This is a genomic window from Streptomyces nanhaiensis (assembly GCF_046614825.1).
GTDB lineage: Bacteria > Actinomycetota > Actinomycetes > Streptomycetales > Streptomycetaceae > Streptomyces > Streptomyces radiopugnans.
This window is the reverse complement of the sequence record NZ_JBKJFM010000133.1, coordinates 1-17,500: the sequence shown is the minus strand read 5'-3', so window position 1 is coordinate 17,500 and position 17,500 is coordinate 1. Positions and strand designations below refer to the sequence as shown.

Here is a 17,500-nt window from a genome sequence, read left to right as displayed (position 1 = left end):
GTGAGGACCGTGGTGGGTTCCGTCGGGACGACCGTCCGTCGTACCGCCGGGAGGATCGGCGTGACGATCGGGGCGAGCGGCCCCGTGGCCCGCGCCGCGACGACGACCGTGGTGGGTTCCGTCGGGATGAGCGTCCGCCGTTCCGCCGGGATGACCGGAGCGATCGGTCGCGCGGTCCGCGTCGCGATGACGAGCGTGACGACCGCGGAGGTTTCCGCCGGGATGAGCGTCCGTCGTATCGGCGGGATGATCGGGGTGAGCGGCCCCGTGGTCCGCGTCGCGATGACGACCGTGGTGATCGGGGCGGTTTCCGTCGGGACGAGCGGCGTGAGGACCGTGGTGGGTTCCGTCGGGACGACCGTCCGTCGTACCGCCGGGAGGATCGGCGTGACGATCGGGGCGAGCGGCCCCGTGGCCCGCGCCGCGACGACGACCGTGGTGGGTTCCGTCGGGACGATCGACCGCCGTTCCGCCGGGACGATCGGGGTGAGCGGCCCCGTGGTCCGCGTCGCGATGACGAGCGTGGTGATCGGGGCAGTTTCCGTCGGGACGAGCGGCGTGAGGACCGTGGTGGTTTCCGCCGGGACGAGCGTCCGCCGTTCCGCCGGGATGACCGGGATCAGGGGCGTGGCGACCGGCGTGAGGACCGTGGTGGGTTCCGCCGGGACGACCGCCCGTCGTACCGCCGGGACGATCGGCGTGATGATCGGGGTGAGCGGCCCCGTGGCCCGCGCCGTGACGACGACCGCGGAAGGCGCCCGTACGGTCAGGGCGGCGGCCGCGGCCGTGACGACCGCCGTGACGACCGGGGCGGTTACCGAGGGCGGCGCGAGGGCGGAGACGCCGGCTACCGGCGTGAAGAGCGCCCCCGCGACCGCAACCAGGACCGGGAGCCCGTCAGGCGGCTGCCGATTCCGGAGGACGTCACCGGGCAGGAACTGGACAAGGACGTGCGGCAGGAGCTGATGAGCCTGCCCAAGACGCTGGCCGACGATGTCGCCAGGAACCTGGTGATGGTGGCGAAGCTGCTGGACGAGGACGCCGAGCAGGCGTACGGCTACGCCAGGGTCGCGCTGCGGCTGGCCTCCCGTGTCGCCGCGGTGCGCGAGGCCGCGGGCTTCGCCGCCTACGGCGTGGGGAAGTACGCCGAAGCGCTGGCCGAGTTCCGGGCTGCCCGGCGGATGACCGGTGCGTCCCACCTGTGGCCCGTGATGGCCGACTGCGAGCGTGGTCTCGGCCGGCCGGAGAAGGCTCTCGCCATGGCCGGCGAGCCGGAGGTGCAGAAGCTCGACAAGGCCGGGCAGGTGGAGATGCGGCTGGTCGCGGCGGGAGCACGACGCGACATGGGGCAGGCGGAGGCCGCCGTGGTCACGCTTCAGAGCCCCGAGCTGGCGTCGAACTCCGTGCAGCCGTGGACGGCGCGGTTGCGCTACGCGTACGCCGATGCGCTGCTGGCCGTGGACCGTGAGGAGGAGGCCCGTGAGTGGTTCGCCAGGGCTCTGGAGGCCGACCAGGGCGGGATGACCGACGCGTCGGACCGGCTGGCCCAGCTGGACGGTGTGGAGTTCCTGGACGCGCTCGACCCCGATGCGGACCTCGAGGACCTGCCCGAGCCGGAGAAGGAGGACGGGGAGGTCCCCGCCGAGGTTGCCGGGGAGGACCGGGAGAGCGGGGACGGGAGCCGCGACCGCGACCGGGGCGCGGAGGAAGAGCGCTGAGCGCCGTCCGACGCGCTGTGTACGGCTGAGGGCGGGGCCCGTCCCACGACGGGCCCCGCCCTCAGCCGTACGGTCAGGCAGACCCTTCCGGGAGGCCGTCGAGGGCGCGCAGCACCAGGCCGGTGGCCGGCTTGGGGCCGAAGGACGTGGACTTGCGGGGCATGGTCACGCCTTGGCGGGCCAGTGCGCGCACGGTGTCCTCCGCGACCGCGCGCATCAGGACCGCCGAGCCGCCCAGGCGCTCGGCCTGCTCCACGGCCGCCGCCGCGTCGTGGAGGTAGCCGATCTCGGAGGGGCGGTCCGGGACGCGCCAGACGGAGGCCAGCAGGGTCGAGTGCAGGACCGTGGCGTCCAGCCGCCGCCATTCCTCGGGAAGGCCGTCGCGGACGGTGCGTGCGAGCAGGTCCGGCTCGGGGGCGTGGAGCAGGTGGAAGGCGCCGTCGCCGGTGAGCAGGAAGGCGTTGCCCGGGGTGGTCTCCAGAGCGCGCAGGGCGCGGGGGAGCGGACCGTCGACGGTCCGGACGCGGAAGGCGCCCTCCAGCCCGGCCAGGGCGTCGGCCACCGGCAGGCGGGGCAGCACGCGGTGGATGGCCTGCACCCCCAGCGGGTAGCGGGCGGTGTCCACCAGCAGCACCAGGCCGTGGTCCCAGAAGCCGTTCCGGCCGGCGCCTTCCCCGGTGTGCTCGGACCGCAGCCGCAGATAGGTGGCCCAGCGGTGGTGGCCGTCGGCGATGAGCGCCTGGCGGCGGGAGAGGTCGCGCCCGGCCTCGGCGATCTCCTCGGCGTCGGTCACCGCCCACAGCCGGTGCGAGAAGCCGTCCTCGGTGGTGGTGGAGAGCAGCGGGGGTCTGCCGGTGGTGCGCTCGATGACGGCGGTCGCCCCGGTCGCGGTGCCGTCGCCGCGGTAGGACAGCAGCAGTGGTTCGAGGTTGGCGGCGGTCTCGCGCATCAGGGCCGCGCGGTCCTCGACGACCTCCGGCATCACGTCCTCGTGGGGCAGCACGACGCCCTCGTCCGGCGGGGTCAGCCGCAGGGCGCCGATCAGGCCGCGCTGGAGCACGTCGCCCCGGCGCTGCTCGTAGACGTACAGGGCCGGCTCCGGGTCCCGTACGAGGACGCCTTCGGCCTCCCAGCGGCGCAGGGTCCGAGCCGCCTGCAGATGGCGGGCGGCCGGGTCGGCGGCCTCCGGGAGGATCAGCCGGACGATGTTGTGGGGGTCGGCGGTCTGCAGGTGGTGCAGGCCGTCGGGCCGCACCACCACGTCGTACGGGGGCGAGGTCACGGCGGCCAGGCTGCCGACCCGGTCGGGGGCGTAGCGCAGGCCGCGGAAGGGAGCGAGGAGGAGGCCGCCCGAGGGGTGTTCGGGGCCCGGGGATCGCAGCATTGGTGCATGTTATGCCGGTGTGCCGGGTGGGAGATGATCGGGGGAGGAAGACCGCCGGCGCAAGGAGCGAGACGACGATGACCGGTTCACACCGCCCGATACGCACCCGGCCGGAGGGCTGCGCGGCCCCGCCGAGCCGGGTGTACGACACCGCACTGCTCGACCTGGACGGCGTGGTCTACGCGGGCGGCGAGGCGGTCGTCCACGCGGTCGAGTCGCTCGCGGCGGCCCGGGAGGCCGGGATGCGGCTGGCGTACGTGACGAACAACGCGGCGCGCACCCCCGAGACCGTCGCCGGGCACCTGACGCGGCTGGGGGTGCCCGCCGAGCCGGGGGAGGTGGTCACCTCGGCGCAGGCGGTGGCACGGATGATCGCCGAGGAGCTGCCGACCGGCTCGCGGGTGCTGTGCGTGGGCGCGGAGGGCCTGCGGGTGGCTCTGCGCGAGCGCGGCCTGGAGCCGGTGGAGTCCGCGGACGACGCTCCGGTGGCGGTCGTGCAGGGGTACGGCGGACCGGAGATGCCCTGGGGGCGGCTGGCGGAGGCGGCGATCGCGGTGGGGCGCGGACTGCCGTGGTTCGCCTCCAACGGGGATCTGACGATCCCCAGCGGCCGGGGCATCGCGCCGGGCAACGGCGCGGCCGTGGAGGTGGTGCGGATCGCGACGCGCTGGATGCGCCCGGCGCCGGAGCCGAGGACGGCCGGCAAACCGCTGCCGCCGATGCACCGCGAGACGATCCTGCGGACGGGCGCGGAGCGGCCGCTGGTGGTCGGGGACCGGCTGGACACCGACATCGAGGGCGCCTGCGCGGGAGGCGTGGACTCGCTGCTGGTGCTCACCGGGGTGACGGACGCGGCGCAGCTGCTGGCCGCTCCCCCCGAGCACCGGCCGACGTACGTGGCCGCCGACCTGCGGGCACTGCACCGGGAGCAGCCGGAGGTGGAGGAGCTGCGCGACGGGGGCCGGAGCGGGTTCCTGTGCGGTGGCTGGGCGGCCTCGGCGGAGGGGGGCGCGCTGCGGCTGGAGGGGCGGGGGGACGATCCGCTGGACGGGCTGCGGGCGCTGTGCGCCGCCGCGTGGACGCACGCGGGGGAGGGCGTGTGCGACCTGCCCGGGGTGGACGGGGCGCGGGCCGTGCTCGGGCTGTGAGGCCTCTCCGCCGGGCTCGCCATCCAGGCCCTGGCCCGGGTGGCGAGGGATTGCGGTGCGCCCCGGGCGGTGCACGCTTCGTCGGGAAGGGTGTGCCGGGGAGGGCTCAGCGCAGGGTGAGGCACAGGGTCGCGATGTAGGCCTCCTCGACCGTACCGCCGGGGAAGAGGGCGTCCAGGCGGTCGCGCTCCCCGGTCAGGAACGCGTCGGCGGCCTCCTTCCCGATGACGAGGAAGTCGGAGTGGCTGGCGAGGTTGGCCAGATGGGTCTCCAGCGGCACCCGACGGGACCAGCGCACCTGCCGGCGGGTGAAGCCGGGCCCGGACGGCAGCGAGCGGGCGCGGGCCGCCTCCACCGCCTCCTGCCCGACGCCGAAGAAGCGGCGCACCCGGGCGGCCTGGCCGGCGATCCAGCCGACGGACTCGTCGGAGTCGTTGCGCAGGACGGCGAGGGCGCCGCCGGGGCGAAGGACGCGGAGGGCCTCGGGCACCGAGCGCCCGGGGTCGGTCCAGTGCCAGGCCGTGGCGTAGGTGACCAGGTCGAAGCGGCCGGAGGCCAGCGGCAGGCGGTCTCCGTCGCCGCGCACCACGGGGACGCCGGGGAGGGCGCGGCGGAACTCGGCCGCCATCCCGCCGCCGGGCTCGACGGCCACGACACGGGCGCCGCGGGCGGCCAGGAGCGCGGTGAGGAGCCCGGTTCCGGCTCCGACGTCGGCGGTGCGGGCACCGGCGAGGGGGCGGCCCGAGAGCTCCTCGACGGCGTCCAGGAGGGCGGGCGGGTAGGAGGGGCGGTTCGCGGCGTACAGGGCCGCGGCGGTGTCGAAGGAGCGGGCGTGGGAGGCGGCGGTCATACGGCCATCGTCGCCGTCCGGGGCCCCGTCCACACCCGTTTCCCGCGGCTGTCGGGCCCGGCCGGTCCGTCCGCCCGGCCCCGGGGGCCGTTCGGAGCGGGGCCGTTCAGAGCAGGGACCGCAGCCGCAGCAAGTCCCGCAGACCCGCCTCGAGTCTGACGCGGCCCCGGGCCCAGGCCCGGGCGAAATTCAGCCTGCCGTCCACCAGCGAGACGAGGTCGTCGCTGGTCATGGCCAGTCTGATCTGGGCGCGCCCCGGGGGCGGGCCGTGGACGGTGGCCATGTCCTCGATGCGGCCGTGGACGAGCCGGCCGGTGAAGGTGGTGTCCAGGTCCGTGAGATGGCAGCTGACCGAGCGCTCCAGGGCTGCGGCGCTGCGCACGTCGTCGTCCGCGTCCGCGAGGTTGGCCGCCAGCCGCTCCAGCGCGGTCCGGCACTGCTGTGTGGTCGCCATCGCCTCACGACGGTACCCCAGGGGGAGTGGCCGCCGTCGTGGAGGGCGCCGCGCGCGGTAGCGTCGTGACCGTGACCGCGCTCTCCTCCTGAAGGAGGGGGCTTACGGCCCGGAGGCCGTGGTCCGGCCCGGACCGGCCCCCCGGGGACGAACGGAGAGCCGTCACGCGTGAGGGAGGCGGACCTCCCCCGGCCTCGCCGGGGTGGCCCCGCCCCCTGCCGAGTCAGGAGCAGCCCCGCCACCGGCTGAGGCCGGTGGTCCCCCGCGAGGAGACCGATGGACGAGCCGATGTCCGGCGCGGCGCCGGAGACGGAACCACCAGCGCGGGCCCCGGAGGACACGGGCACGGCGGAACCGGGGGAGGAGCCCTTCCCCGGGGACGGCGGGCCGCGGCCCCTGGGGCTGCGTGTGACCCCCACCGGGAACGCGGGGGTCGACGCCCGGCTGCGTCGCCTGGCGGACGCCGACCACCTCGCCGTCCCCGGCCATCTGGAGGTGTACGAGGATGTGCACCGCGGACTGCGTGACACGCTGACCGCGCTCGACCAGCGACCCGGGCCGCCCGCACCGGGCGCGCCGTACAACCCCGGGAGCTGAACCGCACGTGGCAGCGTCACGAAACCAGCGTGGCCGGCGCAACCGGCTCGACGCGGAGCTGGTGCGCCGCGGCCTGGCCCGCTCGCGCGAGCACGCCGGCCGGCTCATCGCCGCCGGACGTGTCACCGTCGGCGGTGCCACCGCGACCAAACCCGCCACCCAGGTGGAGACCGGCGCGGCCGTCGTCGTGGCCGAGGACGCGGCGGACCCCGACTACGTCTCGCGCGGCGGCCACAAGCTGGCCGGCGCGCTGGCGGCGTTCGCCCCGCGCGGGCTGGCCGTGGCGGGGCGCAGGGCGCTGGACGCCGGAGCGTCCACCGGCGGCTTCACCGACGTGCTGCTGCGCGCCGGCGCCGCGCGGGTCGTCGCCGTCGACGTCGGCTACGGACAGCTCGCCTGGTCGCTGCAGAGCGACGAGCGGGTGCTGGTGCGCGACCGCACCAACGTCCGCGAGCTGACCCTGGAGCAGATCGGCGGTGAGCCGGTGGACCTCGTCGTCGGCGATCTGTCCTTCATCCCGCTCGGGCTGGTGCTGCCCGCGCTCGCACGCTGCGCGGCGCCCGGAGCCGATCTGGTGCTGATGGTCAAGCCGCAGTTCGAGGTGGGCCGGGAGCGGCTGGGCAGCGGGGGCGTGGTGCGCAGCCCGGCCCTGCGGGCCGAGGCGGTGCGCACCGTCGCGGGCCGGGCCGCGGAACTGGGTTTCGGCGTGCTCGGGGTGACCGCCAGCCCTCTGCCGGGACCCTCCGGTAACGTCGAGTACTTCCTGTGGCTGCGTGCCGGGGCGCCCGAACTGGACCCGGCCGATGTCGACCGAGCCGTGGCGGAGGGCCCCCAGTGACCGCGCAGAGCACGAAGAAGAGCACGACCGCCGAGACCATCGAGAACACCGGGACCACCGGGAGTGTGGCGGGCGCCGGGCGGACCGTGTTCCTGATCACCCACACCGGCCGCCCGGCCGCCGTCCGCAGCGCCGAACTCGTCGTCCAGGGGCTGCTGCGCAACGGCATCGGCGCGCGCGTCCTGGCGGAGGAGGCGGCCGATCTGACGCTGCCGCCGTCCGTGGAGACGGTGCGGGACGGCGAGATCTGCGAGAAGGCCGTCGAGGGCTGCGAGCTGATCGTCGTTCTCGGCGGGGACGGGACGCTGCTGCGCGGTGCGGAGTTCGCCCGTGCCTCGGGGGTGCCGATGCTGGGGGTCAACCTCGGCCGGGTCGGATTCCTCGCCGAGGCCGAGCGCGACGACCTGGACAAGGTCGTGCGGAGGGTGGTCGCGCGCTCCTACGAGGTGGAGGAGCGGATGACCGTCGACGTGCTCGTCCGCAGCAACGGGGACGTGGTCCACCGCGACTGGGCGCTGAACGAGGCCTCGGTGGAGAAGGCCGCCCGCGAGCGGATGCTGGAGGTCGTCGCGGAGGTCGACGGCCGGCCGGTCTCCCGTTTCGGCTGCGACGGGGTGGTGTGCGCCACGCCCACCGGTTCCACGGCCTACGCCTTCTCCGCGGGCGGGCCGGTGGTCTGGCCGGAGGTCGAGGCGCTGCTGCTGGTGCCCATCAGCGCCCACGCGCTGTTCGCCAAGCCCCTGGTGACCACGCCCGACTCGGTGCTGGCCGTCGAGGTGCAGCCGCAGACCCAGGGGGGCGTCCTGTGGTGCGACGGAAGGCGCACCGCGGAGCTGCCGGCCGGGGCCCGGGTGGAGGTGCGGCGCAGCGCGGTGCCGGTGCGGCTGGCGCGGCTGCACCACGCCTCCTTCACCGATCGCCTGGTGGCGAAGTTCGCCCTTCCGGTGGCCGGGTGGCGCGGGGCGCCGCACTGACCGCGCCGTACCGGCGGGCCGGCCGCGGTCACCCCGGCCGGCCCGGCCGCGGGTGCGCGCGGCGGGGAGGAAGGGGCGCGCGGGGCGTGTGGTGCGGACCGTGAGTGGGGATCCCGCCGCGGAACCTCGTATGGTCGTATCCGTGTTGGAGGAAATGCGGATTCGGGCCCTGGGCGTGATCGATGACGCCGTCGTCGAGCTGTCCCCCGGCTTCACCGCGGTGACCGGCGAGACCGGCGCGGGCAAGACCATGGTCGTCACCAGTCTGGGACTGCTGCTCGGCGGACGGGCGGACGCCGCCCTGGTACGGGTGGGCGCCAAGGCCGCCGTGGTGGAGGGCCGGATCGTGCTGCCGCCCGGCGCGCCCGCGGCGCGGCGGGCCGAGGAGGCGGGCGCGGAGCTGGACGAGGGCGTGCTGCTGGTCAGCCGGACGATCTCGGCCGAGGGACGCTCGCGCGCCCACGTCGGCGGTCGCTCGGCGCCCGTCGGGCTGCTGTCGGAGCTGGGCGAGGACCTGGTCGCGGTGCACGGCCAGACGGACCAGCAGGGCCTGCTGCGGCCCGCCCGGCAGCGCGAGGCGCTGGACCGGTACGCGGGCGGGGCGGTCTCCGCCCCGCTGGCCGAGTACGGCCGGGCCTACCGGCGGCTGCGCGCGGTCTCCGCCGAGCTGGCCGAGCTGACCACACGCGCCCGCGAGCGCGCTCAGGAGGCCGACCTGCTGCGCTTCGGTCTGGAGGAGATCGCCGCGGCCGAACCACGGGCCGGGGAGGACGCCGAGCTGGCCGCCGAGGCCGAGCGGCTCGGCCATGCCGAGGCACTGGCGTCCGCCGCGGCCACCGCCCACGGCGCGCTGGCCGGAGATCCGGCCGACCCGGAGTCGGTGGACGCGGGTGCGCTGGTCGCCGGCGCCCAGCGCGCCCTGGAGGCCGTGCGGTCGCACGATCCGGCGCTGGCGGCGCTGGCCGACCGGCTGGGCGAGGTGGGCATCCTGCTGGCGGACGTCGCCGGGGAGCTGGCCGGGTACGCCGACGACCTGGACGCCGACCCGGCGCGGCTGGCCGCGGTCGAGGAGCGCCGGGCCGTCCTGTCCCACCTGACCCGCAAGTACGGCGAGGACACCGCGGCCGTCCTGGCCTGGGCCGAGGAGAGCACCGCCCGGCTCGCCGAACTCGAGGGCGACGACGACCGGATCGGCGAACTGACCGCCGAACGCGACGCCCTCCGTGCCGAACTGGCCGCCCTCGCACAGCGGTTGACACAGGCGCGGGCGGAGGCCGCCAAGCGGTTCGCCGACGCGGTCACCGCCGAGCTGGCCGAGCTGGCCATGCCGCACGCCCGCGTCACGGTGGAGCTGCGGCAGCACGAGACGGCGGACGAGGAGTCGGGGATCGAGGTGGACGGGCGGCTGGTCGCCTTCGGTCCCCACGGCGTGGACGAGGTCGAGCTGCTGCTGGCGCCGCACCCCGGGGCCCCGCCCCGCCCCATCGCCAAGGGGGCCTCGGGCGGCGAGCTGTCGCGGGTGATGCTCGCGGTCGAGGTCGTCTTCGCGGGCACCGCCCCGGTGCCGACCTACCTCTTCGACGAGGTGGACGCCGGCGTGGGCGGCAAGGCGGCCGTGGAGGTCGGGAGGCGGCTGGCGCGGCTGGCGAAGTCGGCGCAGGTCGTGGTGGTCACCCATCTTCCGCAGGTCGCGGCGTTCGCCGACCGCCACCTGGTGGTGGAGAAGACCTCCGACGGCTCGGTGACGCGCAGCGGTGTGAAGACCCTCCGGGGGGAGGACCGGGTGCGTGAGCTGTCCCGGATGCTGGCCGGGCAGGAGGACTCGCAACTGGCCCGCGCCCATGCCGAGGAGCTGCTGGAGGCGGCCCGCTCCGGCATCTGAACCGCGGCCCCCGGCGCCCGTTCCGGGCCGCCCGCGTTTCACCCGTACGGCGTGGCGTCCCGCCGGGGCCGGGGTGGCATCCTGGAGGCGCCGCACCGCCCGTACGCCGTACGCTGCTGTGCGTGATCCGCGCCCCGGGCGGGGGCGGGTCCGCGAGTCCGAGCCGTCCGAGCCCTCCGAGCCCTCACACCAGGAGTCCCGGCCCCTTGTGAAGACCACCCCGGTTCCACCGCACGGCGGACCGCCGCTGCACGTCGTGCAGGTGATCGGCGGCGGCAGCGCCCGCGTCTGCGCGCATGTGCGCTCCCTGACCGCCGGACTGGTGGCGCGGGGGGTGCGCGTGACCGTCTGCGCGCCGCCGGGCACCGAGCCGGACTACGGCTTCACCGGCCTCGGCGCCCACTTCGTCCCCCTGTGCTGCGGCACCGGCCCCGAGGCGGCCGCGGTGCTGCGCGCGGTGTGCGCGGACGCCGACGTGGTGCACGCCCACGGGCTGCGCGCCGGTGTGCCGGCCGCCCTGGCGCTGTGCGGACGGCGCCGGACGCCACTGGTGGTCACCTGGCACGCCCGGGCCCAGGCGGTGGGGGTACGGGCCCGGCTGATGTGGCTGCTGGAGCGGCGGGTGGTGCGGGCCGCGCAGGTGGTGTTCGGCACCACGTCGGACCTGGTGGACCGGGCCCGCCGCCACGGCGCCCGCGACGCCCGGCTGGCTCCGGTGACCGTGTCCGTGCCGTGCGGCGGGCACGGGGGACGCCCGGGCCGGCCGGACGGGGCGGACGACACGGCGCGGGAGAAGACCCGGGCCGAACTCGGCGTCACCGGCCGCCCGCTGGTCCTCGCCGTCGGGCGGCTCGTTCCCCGCCAGGGGCACACCACCTTGCTGACCGCGTCCCGGGCCTGGCGCCGGCTGGATCCGCAGCCGCTGCTGGCCATCGCAGGGGAGGGCCCGGCGCGACCCGCGCTCCAGCACCGCATCGAGGCCGAGGAGCTGCCGGTACGGCTGCTGGGGCGGCGCGAGGACGCCCTGGAGCTGCTCGCCGCCGCCGATGTCGCCGTGCTGCCCGCGCGCTGGGAGGGGCGGGCGGTGGTGGCACAGGAGGCGCTGCGGGCCGGGGTGCCGCTGGTGGCGAGCGCGGTGGGCGGTCTGCCCGAGCTGGTCGGCGACGCCGCGCTGCTGGTGTCCTACGGGGACGCGGAGGCGCTGGCGGACGCGGTGGGCGGGCTGATCGGCGACCCCGTCCGGCGCCGCCGGCTGGCCGCGGCCGGGCGTGCCCAGGCCGCGACCTGGCCGAGCGAGGACGAGACGGTGACCCAGGTGCTGAGCGTGTACGACGAACTGGCGCAGGAGGGCTGACGGCCCGGGCGCCCGCGGTGTGCCCACCGCCCGCCCCCGGCGGGTCAGCTGGAGGCGCGGACGACCAGTCGGGCGGGGGTGACGACCGGGGCCGGCCGCCCGCCGCCGGAGGCGTCGGCCAGCCCGAGCCGCTGCAGCAGCAGCTCCGCCATCATCTGCCCCATCCCCTGGATGTCCTGGCGCACGGTGGTCAGCGCCGGCTCGGCCCAGGCGGCCTGCTCCAGATCGTCGTAGCCGACCACCGCCACGTCCTGCGGCACCCGCAGCCCGCGGGCGCGCAGCGTCCGCAGCGCGCCCGTGGCCGTCAGGTCGTTGCCGGCGAACACCGCGTCCAGGCCGGGCGAGCGGTCCAGCAGCTCGGCCATGGCGCGCTCGCCGCCCTCGGCCGTGAAGTCGCCGTGGGCGATCAGGGCGGGGTCGGGCTCGGTCAGGCCCAGGGCGTCGAGGTAGCCGTCGAGCCGGTCCAGGGCGGAGGTCTGGTCCAGCGGGCCGGTGATCACCGCGATCCGCCGCCGCCCACGCCGGCGCAGGTGCTCCACCGCCTGCCGGGCGCCGCCCCGGTTGTCGGTGTCCACGTACAGCAGGTCGGGGTCGTCCTCGGCGCCTGGCCAGCCTGGCCGGCCGCCGAAGACCGTGGGCAGGCCGGAGGCGTTCGCCATGGACGGCAGCGGGTCGTCGCGGTGCAGCGAGAACATCAGCGCGCCGTCCACGTGCCCGCCCGCCAGATAGCGGCCGATGCGGTCGTAGTCCGTGCGGCCCTCCAGCAGCATGAGCAGCAGTTGCGTGTCGCGCGCCGCCAGCTCGCGGCTGATGCCGCGCAGTTGCTGGGCGAAGAAGGGGTCGGAGAACACCCGGGTCTCCGGCTCGGCGATCACCACGGCGACGGCTCCGGTACGGCGGGTGACCAGACTGCGCGCCGCGCTGTTGGGGACGTAGCCCAGCTCGGCCACGGACGCCTGGACCCGGTCCCGGAGGGACTTGCGGACACCGGCGCCCCCGTTGACCACGCGCGACACGGTGGCGCGGGAGACCCCGGCATGGGCGGCGACCGCTTCGAGGGTGGGTCTGGGACCGTGCACGGGCGAACAACTCCTTCTCTCGCGGGACACCGACGCTACCGCCGGACGCGGACAGTCGGCACACTCTGTGGTGAGAGCGCTTTCACGACCCCGCTCCACGTTGTACAGCACCACGGCGCGGCGCCGCCCGGCGCGTCCGGGAGACGGACGTCGCCGGGCGGCGCCGGAGTGGACCGCGCAGCCGGGGCCGTCAGCCGCCGTACGCGCCCGAGGCCGTCAGCCGCAGGGCGGTGTCGATCAGCGGGACGTGGCTGAACGCCTGCGGGAAGTTGCCCACCTGGCGTCCCAGACGGGAGTCCCACTCCTCCGCGAGCAGCCCCAGGTCGTTGCGGAGCGAGAGCAGCTTCTCGAAGAGCCTGCGCGCCTCCTCCACCCGGCCGATCATCGCCAGGTCGTCGGCCAGCCAGAAGGAGCAGGCCAGGAACGCGCCCTCGTCGCCCTCCAGCCCGTCCAGCCCCGCGTGCTCGCCCGAGGTCGGGTAGCGCAGCACGAAGCCGTCCGGCGTGGACAGTTCGCGCTGGATCGCCTCGATGGTGCCGATGACCCGCTTGTCGTCCGGGGGCAGGAAGCCCACCTGCGGGATCAGCAGCAGGGAGGCGTCCAGCTCCTTGGACCCGTAGGACTGGGTGAAGGTGTTCCGCTCGGGGTCGTAGCCCTTCTCGCACACGTCGCGGTGTATCTCGTCGCGCAGCGCGCGCCACCGCTCCAGCGGGCCGTCCGCCTCGCCGGACTCGATCAGGCGGATCGTGCGGTCCATCGCCACCCAGGCCATGACCTTGGAGTGCACGAAGTGGCGGCGCGGGCCGCGCACCTCCCATATCCCCTCGTCGGGCTCGTTCCAGTGGTCCTCCAGATAGCCGATCAGCTTGATCTGCAGGAGGCTGGCGTAGTCGTTGCGCGCCAGGCCGGTCATGTGGGCCAGGTGCAGGGCCTCGATGACCTCGCCGTAGACGTCGAGCTGGAGCTGGGAGGCGGCGCCGTTGCCGACCCTCACCGGCTGGGAGTTCTCGTAGCCGGGCAGCCAGGACAGCTCCGTCTCGCCCAGCTCGCGCTCACCGGCGATGCCGTACATGATCTGCAGGTTCTCCGGATCGCCGGCGACCGCGCGCAGCAGCCACTCGCGCCAGGCGAGGGCCTCCTCGCGGTAGCCGGTGCGCAGCAGCGACGACAGCGTGATCGCCGCGTCGCGCAGCCAGGTGAAGCGGTAGTCCCAGTTGCGCACGCCGCCGATGTGCTCGGGCAGCGAGGTGGTGGGGGCCGCGACGATGCCGCCGGTCGGGGCGTAGGTGAGCGCCTTGAGCGTGATCAGGGAGCGCACCACCGCCTCCCGGTACGGGCCGTGGTACGTGCACTGGCGCACCCAGTCGCGCCAGAAGTCCTCGGTCGCCGTCAGGGCCGTCTCCGGCTCCGCCGGCGCCGGGGGCTCCTTGTGCGAGGGCTGCCAGCTGATGGTCATGGCCACGCGGTCGCCCGGCGCGACGGTGAAGTCGGCGTAGGTGGTCAGGTCCTTGCCGTAGGTGTCCGCCTCGGAGTCCACCCACACGGAGTCGGGCCCGGCGACGGCGACGGTGCGGCCGTCCACCTTGTGCACCCACGGCACCACCCAGCCGTAGGAGAACCGCATGCGCAGCGCCGAGCGCATCGGCACCCGTCCGCTGACGCCCTCCACGACGCGGATGAGCTGCGGCGCGTGGTGCTCGCGCGGCGGCATGAAGTCGATCACACGCACCGTCCCGCGCGGGGTGTCCCACTCGGACTCCAGGATCAGGGAGTCGCCCCGGTAGCGGCGGCGGCTGGCGACCGGCGGCTCCTGGCCGGCGGGGTACGCGGGGCCCAGGCGCCAGAAGCCGTGCTCCTCGGTGCCCAGGAGTCCCGCGAAGACGGCGTGCGAGTCGAACCGGGGCAGGCACAGCCAGTCCACCGAACCGTCCCGGCATACCAGGGCTGCGGTCTGCATGTCCCCGATGAGTGCGTAATCCTCGATGCGCCCGGCCACGAGCATCTCCAGTCGAACAGTGGCTACGCCCCGTGGGACGTGCGGTTTTCCGTCCTGCCGCGCGGGAGGGCCCGCGCGGACAGTCTGAGCAGGATACGACGCGGCCAGATGTTCCGCGCCGAGGTCACCTTAGGGGTGACGGGCCCTTCCGGGTGACAACAATCCGGTGATTGACAACCGCGGTGGACGGCCGCGGCGGCTGCCGCCCCGGTAACTGTGCCACGGCCCGGGCGGTGGCGGGCGGCGCCTCCGCAGCCCGGACGCGCCGCTGATACCCTGGTAGCCCGTGGAGCGGAGGGCACAACAACCCCCGAACCGCAGCGACGGCACCCCCACCGGTCGAGCCGATCCGGCCGGGGCGCCAAGCGCACGTCACCTCGCGACCACGGGAGCCCCCTCTTGGCCATGCCGACTCGATCCTCGACATCCATGACGACCAAGCACCTCTTCGTCACCGGGGGTGTCGCCTCCTCGCTCGGCAAGGGTCTGACCGCCTCCAGCCTGGGCGCCCTGCTCAAGGCGCGGGGACTGCGGGTCACCATGCAGAAGCTCGACCCGTACCTCAACGTCGACCCCGGCACGATGAACCCCTTCCAGCACGGCGAGGTGTTCGTCACCAACGACGGCGCCGAGACCGACCTGGACATCGGCCACTACGAGCGGTTCCTCGACGTCGACCTCGACGGCTCCGCCAACGTCACCACCGGCCAGATCTACTCCACGGTCATCGCCAAGGAGCGGCGCGGCGAGTACCTGGGCGACACCGTGCAGGTCATCCCGCACATCACCAACGAGATCAAGCACCGCATCCGCCGGATGGCCACCGACGACGTCGACGTGGTGATCACCGAGGTCGGCGGCACCGTCGGCGACATCGAGTCGCTGCCCTTCCTGGAGGCCGTGCGCCAGGTGCGGCACGAGGTCGGCCGCGACAACGTCTTCGTCGTCCACATCTCCCTGCTGCCCTACATCGGGCCCTCCGGCGAGCTGAAGACCAAGCCCACCCAGCACTCGGTCGCGGCCCTGCGCAACATCGGCATCCAGCCCGACGCCATCGTGCTGCGCGCCGACCGCGACGTGCCCGTCTCCATCAAGCGCAAGATCTCGCTGATGTGCGACGTGGACGAGGAGGCGGTGGTGGCCTGCAAGGACGCCCCGTCGATCTACGACATCCCCAAGGTGCTGCACACCGAGGGCCTGGACGCCTACGTGGTGCGCCGGATGGGCCTGCCCTTCCGCGACGTGGACTGGACCCAGTGGGACGACCTGCTGCGCCGCGTCCACCAGCCCGACCACGAGGTGACCGTCGCGCTGGTCGGCAAGTACATCGACCTGCCCGACGCGTACCTGTCGGTCACCGAGGCGCTGCGGGCCGGGGGCTTCGCCAACAACGCCCGTGTGAAGATCAAGTGGGTCACCTCCGACGACTGCCGGGTCCCCGGCGGGGCGAGGAGGCAGCTCGGCGACGTGGACGCGATCTGCATCCCCGGCGGCTTCGGCGAGCGCGGTGTTGAGGGCAAGGTCGCCGCGATCACCTACGCCCGTGAGAACGGCGTCCCGCTGCTGGGCCTGTGCCTGGGCCTGCAGTGCATCGTCATCGAGGCCGCCCGCAACCTGGCCGGCATCGAGGGCGCCAACTCCACCGAGTTCGACCAGGCCGCGCCCCACCCGGTGATCTCCACCATGGAGGAGCAGCTCGACATCGTCGCCGGTGAGGGCGACATGGGCGGCACCATGCGGCTGGGGATGTACCCGGCCAAGCTCGCCGAGGGCTCGATCGTGCGCGAGGTCTACGGCGGCGAGCCGTACGTCGAGGAGCGTCACCGCCACCGCTACGAGGTCAACAACGCCTACCGGGCCGAGCTGGAGAAGACCGGCCTGGTGTTCTCCGGGACCTCCCCGGACAACAAGCTGGTGGAGTACGTGGAGTACCCGCGCGAGACCCACCCCTACCTGGTCGCCACCCAGGCCCACCCCGAGCTGCGCTCCCGGCCCACCCGCCCGCACCCGCTCTTCGCCGGCCTGGTCGGGGCGGCCGTGAGGCGGCAGCAGGGCTCGCCCGCCGCGCCCCAGGCCGCCTCCGCCGCGGCGGGCGAGGGGGCCTGAGCGATGGGGCAGAAGGACGCGGGGGCTCTGCGGGACACCCCGAGGCAGTGGCGGGTCACCGCCTCCGAGACGCCCTTCGAGGGCGGCAAGACCAGCGTGCGCACCGACCGTGTGGTGATGCCGGACGGTTCCGTCGCCGTCCGCGACTACCAGGTCCACCCCGGTTCGGTGGCCGTCCTCGCGCTCGACGAGCAGGACCGGGTGCTGGTGATCAGCCAGTACCGGCACCCGGTGCGGCACAAGCTGTGGGAGATCCCCGCCGGCCTGCTCGACGTCCCCGGCGAGAACCCGCTGGGGGCCGCCCGGCGGGAGCTGTACGAGGAGGCGCACGTCAAGGCCGAGGACTGGCGGGTGCTGGTCGACGTGTACACCTCGCCCGGCGGCAGCGACGAGGCGGTGCGCATCTTCCTGGCCCGCGACCTGTCCGACGCCGACGGCGAGCGCTTCGAGGTCTGCGACGAGGAGGCCGACATGGAGGTGGCACGTGTGCCCCTGGCGCAGCTGGTACGCGGCGCGCTGGCGGGGGACCTGCACAACAACTGCCTGGTGGCCGGTGTCCTGGCGCTGACCGCCGCACGCACCGAGGGCGGCCTGGACGCCCTGCGCCCCGCCGAGGCGCCCTGGCCCGCCAGGCCGTTCCGGGCATGAGGAGCCGGCCGGCGGCCGGAGTGTGAACGCGCCCCGGGCGCGGAGCGGCCGCTCCGCGCCCGGGGCGCGCGGCGCCGGTGCGGACCGTCCGTGGTGAACTACCCTTCCAGCCGTGACGGATCAGGCGGTGCACACCGGCGGACCGGCCCCGTCCGCCGGAGCCGTGGACGGAGGCGTGGACGGAGGCGGGGCAGCGGACGGTCTCCTGGGACGGCGGCGCGAACTGGACCGGCTGCGCGCCGACGCCGAACGCGCCGGGCTCGACGCCCTCTCCGGCAGCCCCTCGTCCCGCTGCCGCGTCCTGCTGGTCGCGGGCCGGCCCGGCTCGGGCCGCACCGCGCTGGCGGAGGAGTTCGCGCGGCAGGCGGCCGCCGACTACCCCGACGGGATCCTGCGCGCCCGCCTCAGCGACCCGGACGGCACCCCCGTCCCCACCGAGCGCACCGCCCGCGACCTGCTCCGCGCTCTCGCC

At 75.1% G+C, this 17,500-nt stretch carries 16 protein-coding genes; 11 read left to right on the top strand and 5 right to left on the bottom strand.

What is annotated here, in order from left to right; all coding sequences use genetic code 11:
* Positions 1-84 precede the first annotated feature (84 nt).
* Entirely contained in the window at positions 85-966 is an 882-nt protein-coding gene (locus tag ACLIYP_RS23655; protein ID WP_412715138.1) for a hypothetical protein, read from the top strand.
* Positions 951-1,718 (top strand): tetratricopeptide repeat protein, encoded by a 768-nt coding sequence (locus ACLIYP_RS23650; RefSeq protein ID WP_412715137.1) that lies wholly within the window; start codon positions 951-953, stop codon positions 1,716-1,718. Before ACLIYP_RS23655 ends, ACLIYP_RS23650 begins: the two co-directional genes overlap by 16 nt.
* Positions 1,719-1,791: 73 nt before the next feature.
* Here the strand turns inward: ACLIYP_RS23650 and ACLIYP_RS23645 are convergent, their stop codons facing one another.
* Positions 1,792-3,102, bottom strand: a complete 1,311-nt coding sequence (locus ACLIYP_RS23645) for a DUF1015 family protein (protein WP_412715136.1) — start codon at positions 3,100-3,102, stop codon at positions 1,792-1,794.
* A gap of 77 nt (positions 3,103-3,179) precedes the next feature.
* Between ACLIYP_RS23645 and ACLIYP_RS23640 the strand changes: the two genes are divergently transcribed.
* Positions 3,180-4,250 carry an HAD hydrolase-like protein gene (locus tag ACLIYP_RS23640; RefSeq protein WP_412715135.1) on the top strand — a complete coding sequence of 357 codons (1,071 nt, stop codon included), beginning with the start codon at positions 3,180-3,182 and terminating at the stop codon, positions 4,248-4,250.
* Positions 4,251-4,356: 106 nt separating this feature from the next.
* Here the strand turns inward: ACLIYP_RS23640 and ACLIYP_RS23635 are convergent, their stop codons facing one another.
* Both ACLIYP_RS23635 and ACLIYP_RS23630 read right to left on the bottom strand, forming a co-directional pair.
* Positions 4,357-5,100 (bottom strand): class I SAM-dependent methyltransferase, encoded by a 744-nt coding sequence (locus ACLIYP_RS23635; protein WP_412715134.1) that lies wholly within the window; start codon positions 5,098-5,100, stop codon positions 4,357-4,359.
* Positions 5,101-5,206: 106 nt separating this feature from the next.
* Positions 5,207-5,554, bottom strand: a complete 348-nt coding sequence (locus ACLIYP_RS23630) for an SCP2 sterol-binding domain-containing protein (protein WP_093662849.1) — start codon at positions 5,552-5,554, stop codon at positions 5,207-5,209.
* A 276-nt stretch (positions 5,555-5,830) separates the two neighbouring features.
* Between ACLIYP_RS23630 and ACLIYP_RS23625 the strand changes: the two genes are divergently transcribed.
* The 5 genes from ACLIYP_RS23625 (at position 5,831) to ACLIYP_RS23605 (ending at position 11,199) form a co-directional block, all read left to right on the top strand.
* Positions 5,831-6,151 (top strand): hypothetical protein, encoded by a 321-nt coding sequence (locus ACLIYP_RS23625; protein WP_412715133.1) that lies wholly within the window; start codon positions 5,831-5,833, stop codon positions 6,149-6,151.
* A 7-nt stretch (positions 6,152-6,158) separates the two neighbouring features.
* A complete protein-coding gene (locus tag ACLIYP_RS23620; RefSeq protein WP_412715132.1) occupies positions 6,159-6,989 on the top strand; it encodes a TlyA family RNA methyltransferase in 831 nt (276 codons plus the stop codon).
* 65 nt (positions 6,990-7,054) lie between these two features.
* Positions 7,055-7,963 (top strand): NAD kinase, encoded by a 909-nt coding sequence (locus ACLIYP_RS23615; RefSeq protein ID WP_412715139.1) that lies wholly within the window; start codon positions 7,055-7,057, stop codon positions 7,961-7,963.
* Between the two features lie 130 nt (positions 7,964-8,093).
* Positions 8,094-9,845: a DNA repair protein RecN gene (gene recN / locus ACLIYP_RS23610; protein ID WP_412715131.1), complete on the top strand. Its 1,752-nt coding sequence runs from the start codon at positions 8,094-8,096 to the stop codon at positions 9,843-9,845.
* Between the two features lie 208 nt (positions 9,846-10,053).
* Positions 10,054-11,199: a glycosyltransferase family 4 protein gene (locus ACLIYP_RS23605; protein ID WP_412715130.1), complete on the top strand. Its 1,146-nt coding sequence runs from the start codon at positions 10,054-10,056 to the stop codon at positions 11,197-11,199.
* 44 nt (positions 11,200-11,243) lie between these two features.
* Here ACLIYP_RS23605 and ACLIYP_RS23600 read toward each other — a convergent pair whose 3' ends face one another.
* Positions 11,244-12,278, bottom strand: coding sequence for a LacI family DNA-binding transcriptional regulator (locus ACLIYP_RS23600; protein ID WP_412715129.1), 1,035 nt, complete (start codon positions 12,276-12,278; stop codon positions 11,244-11,246).
* 190 nt (positions 12,279-12,468) lie between these two features.
* Positions 12,469-14,280, bottom strand: a complete 1,812-nt coding sequence (locus tag ACLIYP_RS23595) for a glycoside hydrolase family 15 protein (protein WP_412715128.1) — start codon at positions 14,278-14,280, stop codon at positions 12,469-12,471.
* 399 nt (positions 14,281-14,679) lie between these two features.
* Between ACLIYP_RS23595 and ACLIYP_RS23590 the strand changes: the two genes are divergently transcribed.
* From ACLIYP_RS23590 to ACLIYP_RS23580, 3 genes are all read left to right on the top strand, one after another.
* Positions 14,680-16,380 carry a CTP synthase gene (locus ACLIYP_RS23590; RefSeq protein WP_412715127.1) on the top strand — a complete coding sequence of 567 codons (1,701 nt, stop codon included), beginning with the start codon at positions 14,680-14,682 and terminating at the stop codon, positions 16,378-16,380.
* 3 nt (positions 16,381-16,383) lie between these two features.
* Positions 16,384-17,028: an NUDIX domain-containing protein gene (locus ACLIYP_RS23585; RefSeq protein WP_412715126.1), complete on the top strand. Its 645-nt coding sequence runs from the start codon at positions 16,384-16,386 to the stop codon at positions 17,026-17,028.
* A 112-nt stretch (positions 17,029-17,140) separates the two neighbouring features.
* The coding region (locus ACLIYP_RS23580; RefSeq protein ID WP_459076353.1) for a P-loop NTPase family protein at positions 17,141-17,500 on the top strand (360 nt) is incomplete at its 3' end.

Bases quoted from the DNA above. Each gene is read 5' to 3' on its own strand.
- ACLIYP_RS23645 (WP_412715136.1), bottom strand. From the start codon at position 3,102: ATGCTGCGATCCCCGGGCCCCGAACACCCCTCGGGCGGCCTCCTCCTC.
- ACLIYP_RS23640 (WP_412715135.1), top strand. From the start codon at position 3,180: ATGACCGGTTCACACCGCCCGATACGCACCCGGCCGGAGGGCTGCGCG.
- ACLIYP_RS23635 (WP_412715134.1), bottom strand. From the start codon at position 5,100: ATGACCGCCGCCTCCCACGCCCGCTCCTTCGACACCGCCGCGGCCCTG.
- ACLIYP_RS23630 (WP_093662849.1), bottom strand. From the start codon at position 5,554: ATGGCGACCACACAGCAGTGCCGGACCGCGCTGGAGCGGCTGGCGGCC.
- ACLIYP_RS23625 (WP_412715133.1), top strand. From the start codon at position 5,831: ATGGACGAGCCGATGTCCGGCGCGGCGCCGGAGACGGAACCACCAGCG.
- recN (WP_412715131.1), top strand. From the start codon at position 8,094: ATGGTCGTATCCGTGTTGGAGGAAATGCGGATTCGGGCCCTGGGCGTG.
- ACLIYP_RS23595 (WP_412715128.1), bottom strand. From the start codon at position 14,280: ATGCTCGTGGCCGGGCGCATCGAGGATTACGCACTCATCGGGGACATG.
- ACLIYP_RS23590 (WP_412715127.1), top strand. From the start codon at position 14,680: ATGCCGACTCGATCCTCGACATCCATGACGACCAAGCACCTCTTCGTC.
- ACLIYP_RS23585 (WP_412715126.1), top strand. From the start codon at position 16,384: ATGGGGCAGAAGGACGCGGGGGCTCTGCGGGACACCCCGAGGCAGTGG.